18 protein-coding genes and 1 pseudogene are annotated in these 18321 nt (G+C 61.0%); 11 read left to right on the forward strand and 8 right to left on the reverse strand.

Annotated elements, in window-relative coordinates; translation table 11 throughout:
* Positions 1-16 precede the first annotated feature (16 nt).
* Positions 17-1561: a sugar ABC transporter ATP-binding protein gene (locus AC245Y_RS24720; RefSeq protein WP_017996204.1), complete on the reverse strand. Its 1545-nt coding sequence runs from the start codon at positions 1559-1561 to the stop codon at positions 17-19.
* Positions 1558-2214, reverse strand: a complete 657-nt coding sequence (locus AC245Y_RS24725; protein WP_012755628.1) for a DUF2291 domain-containing protein — start codon at positions 2212-2214, stop codon at positions 1558-1560. The genes AC245Y_RS24720 and AC245Y_RS24725 overlap by 4 nt, the downstream gene beginning before the upstream one ends.
* A gap of 415 nt (positions 2215-2629) precedes the next feature.
* Between AC245Y_RS24725 and AC245Y_RS24730 the strand changes: the two genes are divergently transcribed.
* The 9 genes from AC245Y_RS24730 (at position 2630) to ligD (ending at position 11578) form a co-directional block, all read left to right on the forward strand.
* Positions 2630-2947 (forward strand): hypothetical protein, encoded by a 318-nt coding sequence (locus AC245Y_RS24730; RefSeq protein ID WP_157628364.1) that lies wholly within the window; start codon positions 2630-2632, stop codon positions 2945-2947.
* Positions 2948-3004: 57 nt separating this feature from the next.
* Positions 3005-4585, forward strand: a complete 1581-nt coding sequence (locus tag AC245Y_RS24735; RefSeq protein WP_032996879.1) for an FGGY-family carbohydrate kinase — start codon at positions 3005-3007, stop codon at positions 4583-4585.
* 26 nt (positions 4586-4611) lie between these two features.
* Positions 4612-6123, forward strand: a complete 1512-nt coding sequence (locus AC245Y_RS24740) for a glycerol-3-phosphate dehydrogenase (protein WP_012755630.1) — start codon at positions 4612-4614, stop codon at positions 6121-6123.
* A gap of 11 nt (positions 6124-6134) precedes the next feature.
* Positions 6135-7067, forward strand: a complete 933-nt coding sequence (locus AC245Y_RS24745) for a sugar phosphate isomerase/epimerase family protein (protein WP_017996200.1) — start codon at positions 6135-6137, stop codon at positions 7065-7067.
* A 70-nt stretch (positions 7068-7137) separates the two neighbouring features.
* Entirely contained in the window at positions 7138-8073 is a 936-nt protein-coding gene (locus AC245Y_RS24750; protein ID WP_017996199.1) for a sugar-binding transcriptional regulator, read from the forward strand.
* Between the two features lie 101 nt (positions 8074-8174).
* A complete protein-coding gene (locus AC245Y_RS24755; RefSeq protein ID WP_017996198.1) occupies positions 8175-8951 on the forward strand; it encodes a DeoR/GlpR family DNA-binding transcription regulator in 777 nt (258 codons plus the stop codon).
* Complete coding sequence (locus AC245Y_RS24760; protein WP_017996197.1) at positions 8948-9718, forward strand: triose-phosphate isomerase; 771 nt, start codon at positions 8948-8950, stop codon at positions 9716-9718. The genes AC245Y_RS24755 and AC245Y_RS24760 overlap by 4 nt, the downstream gene beginning before the upstream one ends.
* Before the next feature lie 11 nt (positions 9719-9729).
* The gene (gene derI / locus AC245Y_RS24765; RefSeq protein ID WP_017996196.1) at positions 9730-10185 is read left to right on the forward strand and encodes a D-erythrulose-4-phosphate isomerase; all 456 of its coding nucleotides are present in this window, start codon (positions 9730-9732) and stop codon (positions 10183-10185) included.
* Between the two features lie 352 nt (positions 10186-10537).
* Positions 10538-11578, forward strand: coding sequence for a non-homologous end-joining DNA ligase (gene ligD, locus AC245Y_RS24770; protein WP_017996194.1), 1041 nt, complete (start codon positions 10538-10540; stop codon positions 11576-11578).
* Positions 11579-11640: 62 nt separating this feature from the next.
* Here the strand turns inward: ligD and AC245Y_RS24775 are convergent.
* Positions 11641-11746, reverse strand: a pseudogene (locus tag AC245Y_RS24775) (YciI family protein); the annotation flags it as partial.
* Positions 11747-11946: 200 nt separating this feature from the next.
* Here AC245Y_RS24775 and AC245Y_RS24780 point away from each other — a divergent pair.
* Both AC245Y_RS24780 and AC245Y_RS24785 read left to right on the forward strand, forming a co-directional pair.
* On the forward strand, positions 11947-12180 hold the full coding sequence (locus tag AC245Y_RS24780) for a BrnA antitoxin family protein (protein ID WP_012755636.1): 234 nt from the start codon (positions 11947-11949) through the stop codon (positions 12178-12180).
* Positions 12181-12220: 40 nt separating this feature from the next.
* A complete protein-coding gene (locus AC245Y_RS24785; RefSeq protein ID WP_032996876.1) occupies positions 12221-12616 on the forward strand; it encodes a hypothetical protein in 396 nt (131 codons plus the stop codon).
* A gap of 91 nt (positions 12617-12707) precedes the next feature.
* Here AC245Y_RS24785 and AC245Y_RS24790 read toward each other — a convergent pair whose 3' ends face one another.
* From AC245Y_RS24790 to denD, 5 genes are all read right to left on the reverse strand, one after another.
* Positions 12708-13607, reverse strand: coding sequence for a carbohydrate ABC transporter permease (locus tag AC245Y_RS24790; protein WP_012755638.1), 900 nt, complete (start codon positions 13605-13607; stop codon positions 12708-12710).
* 12 nt (positions 13608-13619) lie between these two features.
* Entirely contained in the window at positions 13620-14552 is a 933-nt protein-coding gene (locus tag AC245Y_RS24795) for a carbohydrate ABC transporter permease (protein ID WP_012755639.1), read from the reverse strand.
* An 84-nt stretch (positions 14553-14636) separates the two neighbouring features.
* Positions 14637-15941, reverse strand: coding sequence for an ABC transporter substrate-binding protein (locus tag AC245Y_RS24800; protein WP_003562462.1), 1305 nt, complete (start codon positions 15939-15941; stop codon positions 14637-14639).
* A 150-nt stretch (positions 15942-16091) separates the two neighbouring features.
* A complete protein-coding gene (locus tag AC245Y_RS24805; RefSeq protein ID WP_012755640.1) occupies positions 16092-17159 on the reverse strand; it encodes an ABC transporter ATP-binding protein in 1068 nt (355 codons plus the stop codon).
* A 155-nt stretch (positions 17160-17314) separates the two neighbouring features.
* On the reverse strand, positions 17315-18301 hold the full coding sequence (gene denD / locus AC245Y_RS24810) for a D-erythronate dehydrogenase (protein ID WP_017996192.1): 987 nt from the start codon (positions 18299-18301) through the stop codon (positions 17315-17317).
* Between the last annotated feature and the right edge of the window lie 20 nt (positions 18302-18321).

Raw genomic sequence — 18321 nt, forward strand, 5'->3', positions numbered from 1 at the left:
TGCTCCATAATCCAGGCTAGTGCGCGATCACGGCTTCGCCGGAGGCGGCCATGATCTTTTCCTTGGTGACATCCGAGCCGAACTCGGCCGATATCCTGCCGCGGTGCATGACGATGATGCGGTGTGCGATACTCAGGCATTCATTGACTTCGGACGTCGAATAGATGACCGCCAATCCCTGCTTGGCGCGCTCCGCGAGCAATTTGAAAACTTCCGCCTTGGCGCCGATGTCGATGCCGCGGCTTGGCTCATCAAGCAGGATGACCTTCGGCTGGGTTGCCAGCATCTTGCCGATGACGACCTTCTGCTGGTTGCCGCCGGAGAGCGAGCCGATCGAAGCCGCACCGCCATCGGTTTTCACATGCACCCGCCGGATCGCGTCATTGACGAGATCGCGCTCCCGATGGCCGGAGGTGAAAAGCCCTTTGGTGAAGGCGCGGATACTCGCAAGCGACAGATTGGAGCCGACCGTCATCGTCTGGACGAGGCCGTCGCGCTGGCGATCTTCGGGCACGAGCACGAGACCGCTGGCAATGCGCCTGGCGATGCTGAGCGCACTGACGTCCTGTCCTTCGAGCAGAACCTGTCCGCCACTTGCGCGCAGACGTCCGGCAATGCACTCGAGCAGTTCCGTGCGCCCCGCCCCCATCAGCCCGTAGATGCAGACGATTTCGCCGGCACGCACCTTGAGAGACAGACGATCGACTGCATTATAAGCAGCGCCGGAGGGACCGGGGACACTGAGGTTTTCGATGGAAAGCGAGACGTTTCCGAACGGGTGATCCTCCGGTGGGCTGCCAAGGTCGAAATTCTCGCCGACCATGTTGCGGACGATCCATTCGAGATCGATATCCTTGCGCTCGGCATAGGCCGTCATGTTTCCGTCGCGCAGAACGACGGCGTGATTGGTGATCTGCAGCGCCTCTTCCAGATGATGCGATATGTAGACGATCGACACGCCGCGGCTCGTCAGGTCGTGGATGACCTTGAAGAGCACTTCCACCTCCGTCGCGCTCAGCGCCGAGGTCGGCTCGTCCATGATCAGGATGCGCGAATTGACGGAGAGTGCCCGTGCAATCTCGACGATCTGCTGCTGGCCGAGGCGAAGATCCTCGACGCGCGTCAGCGGATCGATGTCTTCCTCGAGCTCTTCCATCAGCGCCCAGGTCTGACGCGCCTCTTCAGCGAAGTCGACGACACCGCCCTTGATGATCTCCCGGCCCATGAAAATATTGTCGCGGACACTCAGATTGGGGGCCAGGCTGAGCTCCTGGTGAATGATCGAGATCCCGCACTCGCGCGCATGGGTCGATGAGCTAAAGCTGATCGGTGAGCCGTCGAGAATGATCTCGCCGGAGCTTGGCTGCGCCACACCCGAAAGGATCTTCATCAAGGTTGACTTGCCGGCGCCGTTCTCTCCGAACAGCGTTGTGACCTGGCCGCGATGGATGTCGAAGTTCACTCCCTTGAGGGCGTGAACGCTGCCGTAGGATTTTGCGATATTGCGGGCGGCGAGGACGACCTCGCCTTTCGGCCCGTTGTTGCGTTGCGGCTGGCTCATTTGAGCTCAACCTTCACCGGCGTGACCAGCCAGTTCTTCGGGTTGATGAGCTTGAAGACGCCGACCACGGTCGCCTGCTTTCCGTCCAGGGCGTCAGCATCCAGGCCCGCAAAAACCGCCTTCTTCATCTCGTTATTGATGGCCGAGCCGGCATCCTGATACTGGATCTGGTTGGTAAACTGGCCGAATTCGATGGTGCCGGTTGCATCGCGGAGGTCCGTGCCGTTGACCGCAGGGCCGGTCTGGACACGGACCACCGTCTCGGGAGGCAACCCATCGATCTTCATTTCGTTGGTGTTCGACTTGCGGGCGCCGAAAACGCCGGTCAGCGTGACGGGAATGACCGGTCCGGTGCTCGTCGCAGTGCCGTATTTCTCGGCCGCCGCCTTCTTGTCGGCGGCAATGGCGGCCGCGAGATCGGCGGCTGCAATCGCCCGCTCCTCGACATTTGCCTTGATCTTCGGGAATTGCTCGGCGCCGAAGGTTTCCGGAGAGAATGCCTGCTGGCGCACATCGTTTTCGGAGCCGATCTTGACCACCGTCGTGTCGAAGGCGATCGCTGCAACGACGATGACCGCCAACGCCGCGCTGACAAGGAGCCCGCGATTGCCGCTGCTCGGCTTTGATGCTGCATGATCGGGCGAGGTACTCATGTCCGGACGGCCTTTGGCTTGGAATGGCAAGATGGAGAGGGCTAGCGAGATGATGATCGCAGGCGGCCTGGAGCATTGCGCCGCACCGGATCACAAACCGGCGGGCCACCCGCAAGAGCGCAACTCTGGACGAATATTCGCATTGGAAGCCTCCTCAACAAGACCGGCGGCTGTCTCCTCCAACCGCCTGGGCCTGCAAATTCTCCATCAGGAAGCGCACTTCCGTGATAGAAGTATGTTAGTTATGCCGTAAATCATGTTATATATTTTATCAGCTGTCAACGGCACTTTCGCGGCAACTCGACTGGAATGCACGACCTCACATCTTGTTCATCACGCTGCAGCGCAGCAAAAAGCGACGGAAAATGCAGACATTTTGACATTTGTCACTCAGCCGTAAAGTGGCGCCATCCACATGTTTTTAATGCAATATACGACAGATGAAACATTGCGTGCACTGCCGCTTTTGATGCCGCCCCCCGCTGGCGCGACGGCGCGCAAGCAAACTCCTTGCTCTTCTATTTTAGATGAAAAAAATTACATCGCTAGAAAAATCTTACTGGCATTGTGGTATCTTTATGTTATCTTTTCGAGCGAGCTCAGGGAGGTTTCAGCTGCGCGCCGTCTGGAATTTGTCAAAAGCGGCGCGCTTGCCGTTGCCCATGGACGAGCCGACGTTGGCAGCCGGATGCATCATCCCAGAGAGTTTAGGGATCGGGAGGACTTCAGATGAATTTGATGCGCGTATTGCCCGCCGCGGCGCTTGCTGTGGTGGCGAGATAGGCCTGCGATGACATCGACCCAGAAGATCATCATTGGCATAGATGCCGGCACCTCGGTCATCAAGGCCGTCGCCTTCGATCTGTCCGGCCGCCAGATCGCCACGGCCTCCGTTCGCAACCGATACGCCACCGGAGACGATGGGTCGGCAACGCAGTCGCTGGATCAGACCTGGCTCGATTGCGCCAGCGCGTTGCTTGGTCTCGGCGAAAAAGTCGCCGATCTTGCGTCACGCACCGCAGCCATCGCCGTCACCGGACAGGGCGACGGCACCTGGCTCGTCGGCCGCGCCAATAGGCCCGTTGCCGATGCCTGGCTATGGCTCGACGCGCGCGCCGCAACGACGGTTACGGCACTCGCCGGCGGAACGCAGAATCGTGCCCGCTTCGAGGCGACCGGCACCGGCCTCAACACTTGCCAGCAGGGTGCGCAACTCGCCCATATGGACCGCTTCACGCCGGATCTTCTCGATCGGGCGGAGACGGCACTGCACTGCAAGGACTGGCTCTATCTCAACCTAACAGGCGTGCGGGCAACCGATCCATCGGAGGCAAGTTTCACCTTTGGCAATTTCAGGACGCGCCAGTATGATGCCGTCGTCATCGACGCGCTCGGCCTTGACCACAGGCGCGGGCTCCTGCCCGAAATCATCGACGGCAGCGAGATCAGTCACCCGCTGACATCGGAGGCGGCGAAGGCCTGCGGGCTTCTTGCCGGAACGCCGGTCTGCCTCGGCTATGTCGACATGGTGATGACGGCGCTTGGTGCAGGTGTGCGCAGCGGCGCTCGCAACGCTGCCTGCTCGACGATCGGCTCCACCGGCGTGCATTTGCGCGCCAAGTCCGTTGCCGACGTTCAGCTCAATCGCGAGGGCACCGGCTATGTGATCGCCCTGCCTATCCCCGGCATCGTCACTCAGGTCCAGACCAATATGGGCGCCACGATCAACATCGACTGGATCCTTAATGTCGCCGCCTATCTGATGGCCGAGGCAGGCAAGCCTGCTTTGCATGCAGACCTCATTGCACGCATTGACGGCTGGTTTGCAGAAAGCCGACCGGGGTCGGTACTTTACCACCCCTACATTTCCGAGGCGGGCGAACGTGGGCCTTTCGTCAACGCCAATGCGCGCGCGGGCTTCACTGGGCTTTCGATGCGTCACGGCTTCCCTGACCTGCTGCGCAGCGTGGTCGAAGGGTTGGGTCTTGCCACCCGCGACTGCTACGCGGCGATGGGTGCGATGCCCGAAGAACTGCGGGTCACAGGCGGGGCAACACGCTCCGTCGCCCTTCGCCGTTCACTCTCGGCCGCCGTTAACGCACCGATCCGCCAGTCGCGCCGCGAGGAGACGGGGGCGGCCGGCGTGGCGATGATGGCCGCGGTGGCTGTCGGCGTCTATTCCAGCATGGACGATTGCATTGCCGACTGGGTGACGCCGCTGCTCGGCGATCCGGAGACACCGGATGCCAGCGAGGCCCACCGGTTCGACCGGCTCTTTTCTGCCTATACCGATGTGCGCCAGGCAATGGCGCCCGCCTGGGACAAGCTTGCCGCAGCCGCAACGACGCCGCCGGTGGGCGCGCAATTCTGATGCAGCAGGCATCGAAGGAGCATGACATGACCGAACCCGAACTCCTGGATCTCTTCGTCATCGGCGGAGGCATCAACGGCGCGGGGATAGCACGCGATGCTGCCGGCCGCGGCCTGAAGGTCGTGCTCTGCGAAAAGGACGATCTAGCCCAGGGAACCTCGTCGCGCTCGGGCAAGCTGGTGCATGGCGGCCTGCGTTACCTCGAATATTACGAATTCCGCCTGGTGCGTGAGGCGCTGATCGAGCGTGAAGTGCTGCTCAACGCCGCGCCGCATATCATCTGGCCGATGCGCTTCGTCCTGCCGCACAGCCCGGAGGATCGCCCAGCATGGCTCGTGCGGCTCGGCCTCTTCCTCTATGATCATCTCGGCGGCCGCAAGAAGCTGCCCGGGACCCGCACGCTCAACCTGCTCCGCGACCCGGAAGGCACGCCGATCCTCGATCAATACACACGCGGCTTTGAATATTCCGATTGCTGGGTCGACGACGCCCGCCTCGTGACCTTGAACGCGGTCAGCGCAGCGGAAAACGGCGCTCTTGTTCTCACCCGCTCGCCGGCCGTGTCGGCCCGTCGCGAGAATGGCGGTTGGACCGTGGTCACGAAAAGCAACGCCACGGGCGAGATGCGAACCTTCCGTGCCAAATGTCTGGTGAACTGCGCCGGCCCCTGGGTGATGGACATCATCAATCGCGTCGCCGGTTCGAACTCCGGCCGCAATGTCCGCCTCGTCAAGGGCAGCCACATCATCGTGCCGAAGTTCTGGGCAGGCGCCAATGCCTATCTGGTGCAGAACCACGACAAACGCGTCATTTTCATCAATCCCTACGAGGGCGACAAGGCGCTGATCGGGACGACCGACATCGCCTACGAAGGCCGGGCCGAGGATGTCGCCGCCGACGAGACGGAGATCGAGTATCTGCTCAAGGCGGTCAATCGCTACTTCAAGGAAAAGCTGCGTCGCCACGACGTGCTGCACAGCTTCTCCGGCGTGCGCCCGCTGTTTGACGATGGCAAGGGCAACCCGTCCGCCGTTACCCGCGACTATGTCTTCGATCTCGACGAGACAGGCGGCGCTCCGCTGCTCAACGTCTTCGGCGGCAAGATCACCACATTCCGCGAGCTTGCCGAACGCGGCATGCAGCGTCTCAAGCATATTTTCCCGAATATGGGAGGCGACTGGACTGAGAAAGCGCCGCTGCCGGGCGGCGAGATTCCGAATGCCGATTACGAGAGCTTCGCCAACAGCCTGCGCGATATTTATCCCTGGATGCCGCGCAAGCTCGTGCATCACTACGGCCGTCTCTATGGCGCCCGCGCCAGGAATGTGGTTGCCGGTGCGACGGGCATAGAAGGGCTCGGACGGCATTTCGGCGGACAGCTCTATGAGGCCGAGGCCCGCTATCTCGTCGCCACGGAATGGGCCGAAACGGCGGACGACATCCTCTATCGCCGCACCAAACACTACCTCCATCTGAACGAAGCGGAGCGCGCGGCCTTTGGCGAGTGGTTTGCTTCAACCCGCCTTGCCGCCGCCTGAAGGATGCCGCCATGCCGCTGACCCTTTCGCTCAATACCAATCCGCTGGTGAACCGCTTCGCCGACCCAGACGATCTGATCGATACGGTTGCGCGTGACCTGCGGATCCGCGACCTTCAACTGACCCACGAGTTCATCAATCCGAGCTGGCAGGCGCCCGTGATCAGCCGCCTGACGCGCACGATGAGCGCTGCACTGAATCGCACCGGCGTGCGGGTCACCTCGGGCATGACCGGCCCCTATGGGCGCCTCAACCATTTCGGACATCCGGATGCCGATGTGCGCCGCTACTACGTCGACTGGTTCAAGACCTTTGCCGACATCACCGCCGATCTCGGCGGCCATTCGGTCGGCACGCAATTTGCGATCTTCACCTATGAGGACTTCGACGATCCGGCCAGACGCGAGGAACTGATCAAGATCGCCATCGATTGTTGGGCCGATGTCGCCGATCATGCGCGCGCCGCAGGCCTCTCCTACTTGTTCTGGGAGCCGATGAGCATCGGCCGCGAGTTCGGCGAGACGATCGGCGCTTGCCTGTCGCTGCAGGAGCGTCTGACAGGCGCCGGGATGGCTATCCCGATGTGGATGATGGCGGATATCGATCATGGCGACATCACCTCCGCCAATCCCGACGACTACGACCCCTATGCCTGGGCACGCGCCGTCCCGCCGGTATCTCCGATCATCCACATTAAACAGAGCTTGATGGACAAGGGCGGGCACCGGCCCTTTATCGCCGAATTCAACGCCAAGGGCCGCATACAGCCGGCAGCTCTGCTCCAGGCGCTGGCCGAAGGTGGGGCGAAGGACAATGAAATCTGCCTGGAACTTTCCTTCAAGGAACGCGAGCCGAACGATCGCCAGGTCATCCCGCAGATTGCCGAAAGCGTCGCCTTCTGGGCGCCGCATATCGACACCGGCGTCGCTGACTTGAACATCTGAGGCGGAGATCTTTAAAAGGCAGCACTGCGATACGGCGGAATCGCCGCATGACCTTCGAAAAGGAGCCGTGATGACGGACGCCGATGATACGCTTGCCGTGCGTGCTGCCTGGCTTCACTATGCCGGTGGTCTGACGCAGTCCGATGTTGCTCGCCGCCTCGGCGTGCCGTCGGTAAAGGCCCATCGCCTCATCGCCAGAGCGGTCGCCGATGGCGTCGTCAAAGTCACCATCGACGGGGATATCGTCGAGTGTGTCGAGCTGGAGATGCGGCTATCGGAACGGTTCGGGCTTCAATATTGCGAGGTCGCACCCGATCTCGGCGAGGAAGGCTTGCCACTGCGCGCACTCGGCCATGCCGGCGCCGGCTATCTCAAGCGCGAGATCGAGCGCGGCGACAATACGGTCATCGGCCTTGGTCATGGCCGCACGCTTTCCGCCGCCGTCCAATATATGCCGAGGGTGAGCGCGAAGAACCTGCGTTTCGTCTCATTGCTTGGCGGGCTGACACGAAATTACGGCGCCAATCCCTATGACGTGATGCATCGCATCGCCGAAAAGACCGGCGCCCATGCCTATGTCATGCCGGTTCCCTTTTTCGCCAATACCGGCGAGGACCGCGAAGTGCTGAAGGCGCAGCGGGCCGTCAAGGAGGTCTTCGACCTTGCCAATAATGCCGACCTGAAGCTCGTCGGCCTGGGCACTGTCGATGCCGAGGCGCAGCTGGTTTTGTCCGGGATGGTCGAACCCGGTGAAATCGACGACATTGCCACTGCCGGCGGCGTCGGCGAGATCCTCGGACATTTTTTCGACGCCGACGGCCATATCCTCGACACCGCGCTGACGGCACGCACGCTCTCTGCGTCTTTTCCCAAGACCAAGAAAGAGCGGCTCGTGGCGCTGGCGGGCGGACAGTCGAAGGTGCCGGCCATCCGGGCAATTTTGAATAGCCGCCGCCTTTTCGGGCTGATCACCGACGAGCGAACCGCGCAGGCGCTGCTGAAGTAGCTACGGGAACACAACAATATTTTGATGGCAAAATCACAGAATAAATGTTGATTATCACGCAAACTCCGTTATCTTAACATTAAGCGAGGGTGGAGACCGGGATGAGGCGGGAAGAGCGGCAGCAGTTGATCGTCAACCTGCTCGTCGAAAACAAGACCGTCGATCTCGACGACCTTGCCGATCGCTTCACTGTGTCAAAGATGACGATCCATCGCGATCTCGACGATCTCGAGCAGGCCGGCGTCCTGCGCAAGGTTCGCGGCGGCGCGACCATTGACGCCGGAACGCAGTTCGAAAGCGACTTCCGCATTCGCGAACGCCAGGGCAACGAAGCCAAGCTGGCTATGGCTGAGACCGCGCTGGAACTGGTCGAACCGGGGATGACGGTGATGGTAAATGACGGCTCGATGGCGGCCGTGCTCGGCGAAATGCTGCTGCAGAAGCGGCCGCTGACCTTGATCACCAACAACGCGGCGATCATGGAGCGGTTGAAAGGCGAAGCCGGCATCGCGCTGATCGCGCTTGGCGGTATCTATTCGGCGAAATTCAACGCCTATCTCGGCGTCGTCACCGAGGAGGCACTGTCGCGGCTGAGGGCCGACATCGCCTTCATTTCAACGCCCGCCGTCAGCGGCGGGCGCGCCTATCACATGGACGATAACGTCGTGCGCGCCAAACGGGCGATGATCGCGTCGTCGACCAGGACCTGCCTTCTGGTCAACCATCAGCGCATCGGCCACACCGCCCTGCATGTCATGGCGGACCTGGCCGACTTCGACGCGATTATTACCGACAGCGCACCGGATGCTGCTGTCCTGGAAGAATTCGAGCAGGCCGGCATTACGCTCACCATCGCATCAACGCAGGATCCGACATGACCGAAAAGCCGCGCTTCTGGATTGGCACCAGCTGGAAGATGAACAAGACGCTTGCTGAAGCCGAACACTTCGCCCGCGGTCTCGAAGCTGCCGACGCCGCACGCGACCCGCGTATCCAGCGCTTCGTCATTCCGTCTTTCACCGCCGTGCGCGAGGTCAAGGCGATGCTTGCCAAAACTTCGGTGAAGGTCGGCGCCCAGAACATGCATTGGGCCGACCAGGGTGCCTGGACCGGCGAAGTCTCGCCGGTAATGCTGAAGGACTGCAATCTCGATCTCGTCGAGCTCGGTCATTCGGAACGGCGCGAACATTTTGGTGAGACCGACGAGACTGTGGGTCTGAAGACTGAAGCGGCCGTTCGCCACGGTCTCGTTCCGCTGATCTGCATTGGCGAGACGCTTTCCGACCGCGAAAGCGGAAAGGCTGCCGACATCCTCGCGACCCAGGTGCGCGGCGCGCTTTCGAAACTTTCGGGCGCCCAGAAAAGCGCCGAAATCCTGCTCGCCTACGAGCCGGTCTGGGCGATCGGCGAGAAAGGCATTCCGGCGACTGCGGATTATGCCGATGCCCGCCAGTCTGAAATCATCGCCGTTGCCGAAACGGTGCTGGGCCGGAAGATCCCCTGCCTTTATGGTGGGTCGGTCAACCCGCAGAACTGCGAAGAACTGATTTCGAGCCCGCATATCGACGGGCTCTTCATCGGCCGTTCGGCCTGGAATGTCGAAGGTTACCTCGACATCCTGGCCAAATGCGCCGCCAAACTCTGAGGAGAAAGACAATGAAACTTGCCATTGCAGGAGACAGCGCCGGCGAAGGCCTCGCCAAGATTCTGGCTGACCATCTGAAAGAGCGCTTCGACGTCTACGAAGTCTCGCGCACGAGCGCCGGTGCCGATCCTTTCTACGCCAACCTCTCGGACCGCGTTGCCTCAGGCGTCATCGACGGCACCTACGACAAGGCGATCCTCGTTTGCGGCACCGGCATCGGCGTCTGCATCTCGGCCAACAAGGTTCCGGGCATCCGCGCCGCCCTGACGCACGACACCTATTCTGCCGAGCGTGCCGCGCTTTCCAACAATGCGCAGATCATCACCATGGGAGCCCGCGTCATCGGCACGGAGCTTGCAAAGTCGATCGCTGACGCGTTTCTTGCCCAGACCTTCGACGAGAACGGCCGCTCTGCCGGCAACGTCAAGGCCATGGATGATCTCGACGCGAAATACAGCGCCCGCTGAAGAATGACGATGCCGGGCAGGAGTGTGTTCGATGTCACTGAGGCCGCACCCGACGACTGCTCGACCCGATCCAGATCCGGCAGCGAATTCGGGACGCGGAATACGGGAGGCATCTCCGCGTTAAGTCGTTGAATTGAGATTCGTTTCGACTCGGAACAATCCGCCGTGTGATTCGGTTGAGTCGCGTTGTTGCCATCGAAGCGAAGAAGAAGCAGATGAAAAAGCCGAGCAGGACAAAGTCCAAGGCTGGGGAAAAGCAAGGGCCGGCACCGGGCAATGTCATCAGAATCATGAGTGCTCGGCGCAAGCCGGTCGAAGTGGAAAACCGCTCGGGGAGGCGTCAGACTTAATCATGAAGCGCACGCGCCGCCCACTGCCCTTGCTCGACGAGTCTCACTCAACGCTGCATTCTCGTCCGATCCGCAAACGCGATCCTGACCAGCCCAGCCTGCCCTTCGATCCAATGCCATCGCGCGTCGAGCCCTGCCTCGCGCTGCTGAAGCCGACTGTGCCCATTGGGCCGGATTGGCTCTATGAGGTGAAGCTGGATGGCTATCGATTGGCAATCCACGTTGAGCCGAAGGGCGTGCGGGTCATCACCCGTGGCGGCCATGACTGGACCCATCGCTTCCCCACCATCGCCGCGGCAGCGAAACAGCTTGGCGTAACGACCGCCATTCTCGACGGCGAGGCCGTTGTACTCGATGATAACGGCCGATCGGATTTTGGTGCCCTGCAGCGTTCGCTCGGCGGGCGGGGAGGCAAGCGAGTATCGACCGAGTCGATCCTCGTCGCCTTCGACCTTCTCTATCTCGATGGACACGATCTGACCGGCACCGAGCTTGACGTACGCCGACACCTGCTCGAAGACCTGATACCGGGCGGCGACGATCAGACGATCCGCCTCTCCGAGCAGATAGAGCTGCCGGCCGAAGAACTCCTCGAGCACGCCTGCCATCATCATCTGGAAGGTATCATCGCCAAGCATCGCGACCGGCCCTACGGCAGTGGCCGTACGGGCGACTGGCTGAAGATCAAATGCGTCCAGAGCGAGAGCTTCATGATCGTCGGTTATGAGCAGTCCGCATCCGCCCGCGGCGGCATCGGCAGGCTACTGCTGGCCGGCAGACGAGGGCTCGACTGGATTTACGTTGGCTCCGTCGGAACTGGTTTCGGTGCCAGGGATGCTGAATACCTGAAAAAGACGCTGGACCGGTTAAAGACCAACCGGCCGGTCGTTCCGCTGAATGGCAAGCGCCTCGTCCTCGTCCAGCCGACGCTGATCGCTGAGATCGAGTTTCGCGGCTGGACGGATGACGGCAATCTCCGCCATGCTTCGTACAAGGGGCTGCGCGAGGTCCAGGATAATGCCGCAGTCTTCGATATGACCTAACCGCTCGCACTTTTCGGCATCATGCTCTAGATTTGAGCGCTTGCAGCAGGTCAAAACGTCGATCAGAGGCTCTTCAGAAGAAGCCCAAAACTGTGCCGTCCATTGGAATATATCGACGCTCACGTAAACACCGGAGCGGACGAAGGGATCTCCTGCGCTCATGAGTTGCTGTATCGCAAAAAAGCTGATTGATGGTCAGATTCTCGGCAGGTCTGGCATCCAGAACCTGCCGGAAAGGCTCTAGCAGACCGGCGGTCGAGCAGGTCGGCTAAATCGTCCTGATAAAACAAGCTAAATAGTCGACGAAGCAGCCGAGATCCCGTATGCCGCTCATATGTCGATCCGACAGGCAATAGAAAGTCATACCGATGGCAAACTCGCCCCGCAGACCTGTCAATCCAATGGATGCTGCCGAAGCGTTGTTCAAACCCGCGAAGAAGAAGCCCGAACAAGCTGTTGAGCGGCCAGCGCTGCCGAATATCAAGGAGCTCGTTTCGCTCAAGATCGACAGTGATGTGCTTGCCCTTTTCCAGGAAGATGGCCCCGGTTGGCAGGATCGGATCAACGATACATTGCGCGCCGCGATGAAGAACAGGCTCTGACCCTGTTGCGCCATCTTGTCCGCCACGGGTGGTCGCTGTGATGCCGAATGCGCTGCACCGGCTTCTCCGCAGTGGTGTTGTCCATGTTCTCTTCGCCTTTTTGGCAATGGGCAGCTGGGCGGTTTTCGCCAATCTCGCGCACGCCATGCCATTGCCGCTCTATGCCGGCCTTGTGCAGGGGACGATATCCGCCTGCCTGACGCTGTTCCTGAAATCTGTGATCGACTGGCTTTCGAAGCGCTTCGTCGGATCTGCGCGATTTTGGGCGCCGCCTCTCATTGCTTGTCTCGGCTCCGCCAGCATTCTCGCGGCAATCCATGCGGCGACCGGTACACCGGAAATACTCAAGACCATCGCACTTCCGCTGCTCGTATCGACGAGCTACGCGGCAATTTACAACTATTCGATCTCGCCAAGACGAGGTTTCGATACATGATGGGCAGGCAACTGGTCCCATTGGCGGACACGCCTCCTGCGATAACAAGCAGCCGCATGCTGGAGGAAGCAAGGCGTGTCCGCGGTACATGTCACTCCTTCACTGCCCCGGTCATCGATGAGACGTAGTAGTCCACGAAGAACGAGTAGAGGATGACCACCGGGAGCGAGCCGAACAATGCGCCCGCCATCAGTGCCCCCCATTCGAAGACGTCGCCGCGCACCAGTTCGGTCAGCACGCCGACCGGGATGGTTTTGTTTTCCGACGACTGGATGAAGGTTAGCGCATAGATGAATTCGTTCCAGGACAGCGTGAAGGCGAAGATGCCAGCCGAAATCAGTCCGGGTACGGCGAGCGGCAGGATGATCTTGGTGAGAATCTGCCATCTATTGGCGCCGTCCACCAGCGCGCTTTCCTCCAGCTCGAATGGGATCGAGCGGAAATAGCCCATCAGCAGCCAGGTGCAGAAGGGAATGAGGAAGGTCGGATAGGTGAAGATCAGCGCTAGCCGCGAGTCATAGATCCCGAGCTTGAAGACGATGAAGGCAAGCGGGATGAAGAGGATCGACGGCGGCACGAGATAGGCGAGGAAGATGACGAGGCCAACCGAACGGGAGCCTGTAAAGCGGACGCGCTCGATCGCATAGGCGCCGAAGACTGAGGCCACCAGCGAGAGGAAGGTGGAGCAGACCGCGACCAGCATCGTGTTCCACAGCCAGCCCGGATAGGATGTCTCAAAGAACAGGTATTTGACGTGATCGAGCGTCGCTCCTACCACCCAGAAGGGGCTGTAGTTGCTGTAGTCGGTCAGCTGGTCGTTCGGCTTCACCGCGGTGATCGCCATCCAGTAGAACGGGAAGAGCAGCACGACGACGAAGACGGCCATCGGCAGGTAGAGCATCACGATCCGCCGCGGCAGGCGGTTCAGATAGCTCATGCCTTCGGCATTGTCGGTCACGACCTGATCGGCGGCGTTTGAGTTTATCGACATCGTCACTCTCCCCTAATCCTGGCCGCCCTGTTGCCATTTGCGCCGTTGCAAGCCGAAGAAGCTAAACATGATGGCGCCGAGCAGGAAGGGCACCATGGCGACTGCGATGGCCGCACCTTCACCGAGCTGACCGCCCGGAATGCCGCGCTGGAACGATAGCGTCGCCATCAGATGCGTCGCGTTGACCGGTCCACCCTTGGTCAGCACGTAGATGAGCTGGAAATCCGTAAAGGTGAAGAGAACCGAGAAGGTCATCACAACGGCAATGATCGGCGTCAACATCGGCAGCGTCACATAGCGGAACCGTTGCCAGCTCGTGGCGCCGTCGAGAGAGGCGGCCTCCTGCAGCGACGCCGGAATCGTCTGCAGCCCCGCAAGCAGCGAGATCGCCACGAAGGGAATGCCGCGCCAGACATTGGCGACGATGACGGATATGCGCGCATTGATGGGGTCGCCGAGAAAATTGATCGGTCCGTTGATCAACCCCAGCTGCATCAGCGACCAGGAGATGATCGAAAACTGGGAATCGTAGATCCACCAGAAGGCCAGCGCCGAAAGCACCGTCGGCACGACCCAGGGAAGCAGCACGATCGCCCGGAAGAAGGACTTGAACGGTAGGTGCTGATTGAGCAGCATCGCCAGCCAGAGGCCGAGCGCGAATTTCAGCACCGAGGCAACGGAGGTATAGAGAATGGTGTTGAAGACCGACAGCCAGAAGACGCTGTCGTCCATCAGGAACTGGTAGTTCTCCAGGCCGATGAAGACGCCGTCGCGGCCGATCCTCGTATCGGTGAAGCCGAGCCAGACACCGAGCCCCAGCGGATAGGTCAGAAAGCAGACGAGGAACACTGCCGCTGGCAGCATGAACAGGAAGCCGAGAACATTGTTGTTCTGCAGGAGCGAGGAGATCGGCCCGCGTCTATCCTCCGGATTCACCATCGACATTGCTTATCTCCCAGATTGCACTTGAACTCTCAGAGGACGTTGCGGCATGCCGCAGCCGGCATGCCGCTTGCTTTGAAGCGCGGCTCAGACGCGGTAGTAGCGGTTGGCCCGCCGTTCAGCTTCCTTCATCGCATCCTCGGGCGACATCTGGCCGGTGACGGCGGCGGCATACATGTCGACCAGAACGTAATCGGCCATGGTCGCTGCCGAGGCATAACCGAGTGGGCCGGCATAGCCGTTCGGACGCAGCTTTTCCGAGGCACGTGCATAAGGCGCGTGGATCGGATCGGATGTCCAGATCGGGTTCTTGGCGAAAGCCTTGAGCGGCTGGCAGCAATAGGCGCTTGAGCCCTGGATCCAGGCATTCATCTGGTCGGCTTCCATCATGAACTTGATGTAGGCCTTCGCCGCTTCCGGATATTTCGTATGCTTGAAGAGAAGCAGCGAGCTCGTCTGGAAAAGCTCGACGCTCTGGCCAACCGGGCCGATCGGGAAATTCGTCGTGCGGATGTCCTTGGCGATCTCGGCGAGCTTCGGGTCGTTCTTGGCCGTGTAATAGACCGAGACGCCGTTGGCGATCAGCGACACCTGGCCGGCGAGGAAGGCGCGGTTGTTGTTGACGTCCTGCCAGCTTTCCGTGCCCGGAATGAAGGTCGCATAGAGTTCCTTGGCATAGTTGATCGACGCCAGCGTTTCCGGGCTGTTGATCGTCACCTTGCCGCCTTCGTCGACCATCTTGCCGCCATGGCTCCAAAGCAGCCAGTGGGCGTAGTTGTTGCCGTCGCCGACGGCCTTGCCGTGCGGGAAGCCGGCCGGCGTGCCCTTGGCTTTCATCGCCTTGCAAAGCTCGAGGAAGCCTGCCGTGTCCTTCGGGAACTCGCTGAAGCCAGCTGCTTTCACGTGAGTGTCGCGATAGACCACCGCATTGCCGATTGCCGCCAGCGGCATGGCGATGAAGGTATCGCCGCGCGCGGCATAGCCCTTCACACCGTCGTACCAGCCGCCATATTTGTTGCCGAGATAGTTGGCGAGTTCGGTCAGGTCGACCAGCTTGTCGGGATACTGGTGAGCGTCGTCGAACCAGCACATGATGAGGTCCGGGCCGGAGCCGACATTGGCCGCGACGGCAGCCTTCGGGCGTATATCTTCCCAGCTTTCCTTGTCGATGCGCACCTCGACGCCGGTCGCTTCGGTGAATTTCTTGGTGTTGGCAAGCCATGCCTCCTCGTCGCCCTTGACGAAAGGTGTCCAGCGCAGCAGCCGCAGGCTGGCGCCGCTTTCCGGCGTGTAGGTCGGTTCAGCCTGCGCGAAGGTCGGCCGAATGCCGAGGCCGGCGGCGCCGGCGACGGCAGCCGAGGCGGCAAGAAAGTCACGTCTTCTGATCCTCATGAGATTCCTCCTCATTAAAAAGCGGGTGCGAACTCCCCGTCGTTCACTTCCCGCTTGGTGAGCGACGGTCCTTGCATCCCTGAGAGGGGATGCGTGCCTGTCTGCGGGTGACGAGAGGGCTCCTCCGCCCCGCGCCGCCGCCGGCCGGCCTCAGTCTGTCAATCTCCGCCCGGTTTCGGTGTCGAAGAGATGAACATGCGCGGCGTCGATAGAAACGCGCAGGGTTTCGCCCGGCCGCGCGCTGACGCGTTCGCGGAAGACGCAGCTGAGGTCGCTGCCGCCGAGCCTGAGGATAAGATGCGTCTCGTAGCCGGTCGGCTCGATCACCACGATTTCGCCGGGCAACCCGTTGGCATCGAGTAAAATGTATTCCGGGCGCAGCCCGTAGACGAGGTCGCGGCCGATGGCGTCGGCTGGCGGATTGGCGACCGGGAGCGCAGTGCCGTCGGATGCCCTGAAACTTGTCGGGTTTTCGGGTTCGAGCCTGCCCTTGATCATGTTCATCGCCGGCGAGCCGATAAACCCGCCAACGAAGAGATTGGCCGGCTTGTCGTAGAGCTCGAGCGGTGTGCCGATCTGCTCGACGACGCCGTCATGCATGACGACGATCTTGTCGGCCATGGTCATGGCCTCGATCTGGTCGTGGGTGACATAGACCGTCGTCGTTTTCAGCCGCTGGTGCAGTTCCTTGATTTCGGCGCGCATGGCGACGCGCAGCTTCGCATCGAGGTTGGATAGCGGTTCGTCGAACAGAAAGACTTCCGGATCGCGGACGATCGCCCGCCCCATGGCGACACGCTGGCGCTGACCGCCGGAAAGCTGGCGCGGATAACGGTCGAGCAATTTGTCGAGACCGAGGATGCCGGCGGCATATTTCACCCGCTTCTCGGCTTCCGCCTTCGGTGCCTTGTTCAGCATCAGCGAGAAACCCATGTTCTCCTGTACCGTCATATGCGGATAGAGCGCATAGTTCTGGAACACCATGGCGATGTCACGGTCCTTGGGCGGCAGCGTGTTGACCACGCGCCCGCCGATCTTGATCTCGCCGCCGGAAATATTCTCAAGTCCCGCCAGCATCCGCAGAAGAGTGGATTTTCCACAACCCGACGGGCCGACCAGGATCACGAACTCCCCGTCGGCAATGTCGATATCCACGCCTTTGATGACCGGAAATGTCCCGAATGATTTCCGCACATCCGCGAATTGAACGCCTGCCATACCCACTCCTCCCAGAAATCGAGCGCTACATGCTATGTATTCGTACTTTCGTATCTCTTGCCGGCGGCCTTATGTTCTCAAGTCCTTCTGTCAGGGCAATCCCGCATATGCGGGTGTGCCCTGGCGGCACTCTCCTCCTATGGGGCGGCTCAACCTCATTTGGACGCACCCGGAGCGTCTTCGGCGAGGTAGACCTCGATCAGCTCGTCCACCGTGGTTTCGGCGACGAAACCCAGTTGCGTCGCCCGTTCGGGCGTAAAGGACTTCGGCCATCCGGCGACGATCCCTTCAATGACCTCGTCGCGGCGACGATCGATCAACTCCGCCGCCTCGGGACCGGCAGCACGGCGTAAGGCGGCAATCTGGTCGGCAACGGTGGCGGCGACGCCCGGCATGGTGAGCGTGCGCCGGACACCCAGCGCCGCGGTGTCGAGCGTCGCCGCATGGATCAGGAACTTGATGGCGGAACGCGGGCTTGCCAGCCAGTGCTTGACCGTTTCCTCGACCGGAAGAACAGCCCGCTGGCCTGAAAGCGGTTCACGCAGGATTCCGGAAAAGAAGCCCGATGCGGCGGCATTCGGCGCACCCGGCCGGATCACGATGGTCGGCAACCGGATTCCGACGCCGTCGATAAAGCCGCGCCGCGAATAGTCGGCAAGCAGAAGCTCGGAAATCGCCTTCTGGACTCCGTAGCTGGTCAGAGGTGCGAGCACGTAATCATCGGGAATGGGATCGGGAAACGGCGAGCCATAGACCGCGATCGACGAGGAGAATACGAACCGGGGAACATAGGCTTGGCGGCTTCCTTCCCGGCGGATTGCTTCCAACAGCAATCGCGTGCCGTCGAGATTGACCTTGTAGCCGAGGTCGAAATTGCGCTCGGCTTCGCCGGAAACGATCGCGGCGAGATGGAAGATCACGTCGGCCCGGCGAGCCGCCAGGGCTTCCGCTGCGCCGCTTTCGCAAATATCGGCAGCCAGCGCTTCCACCGGCGCAACGACACCGGCGGGTATCGGCGGAGGCGCGATATCCACGAGCGTCATGCGCGTGATTGTATCGCCGCCGAGTGACCCGCTGCGCCCCAGCGTGGCTGCGAGCTTCCGGCCGATCATTCCTCCCGCCCCGATAATGAGAATATGCATCGTGTTTCGCCTCCTTGCGA

It is taken from the genome of Rhizobium sp. SRDI943 (assembly GCF_057653695.1).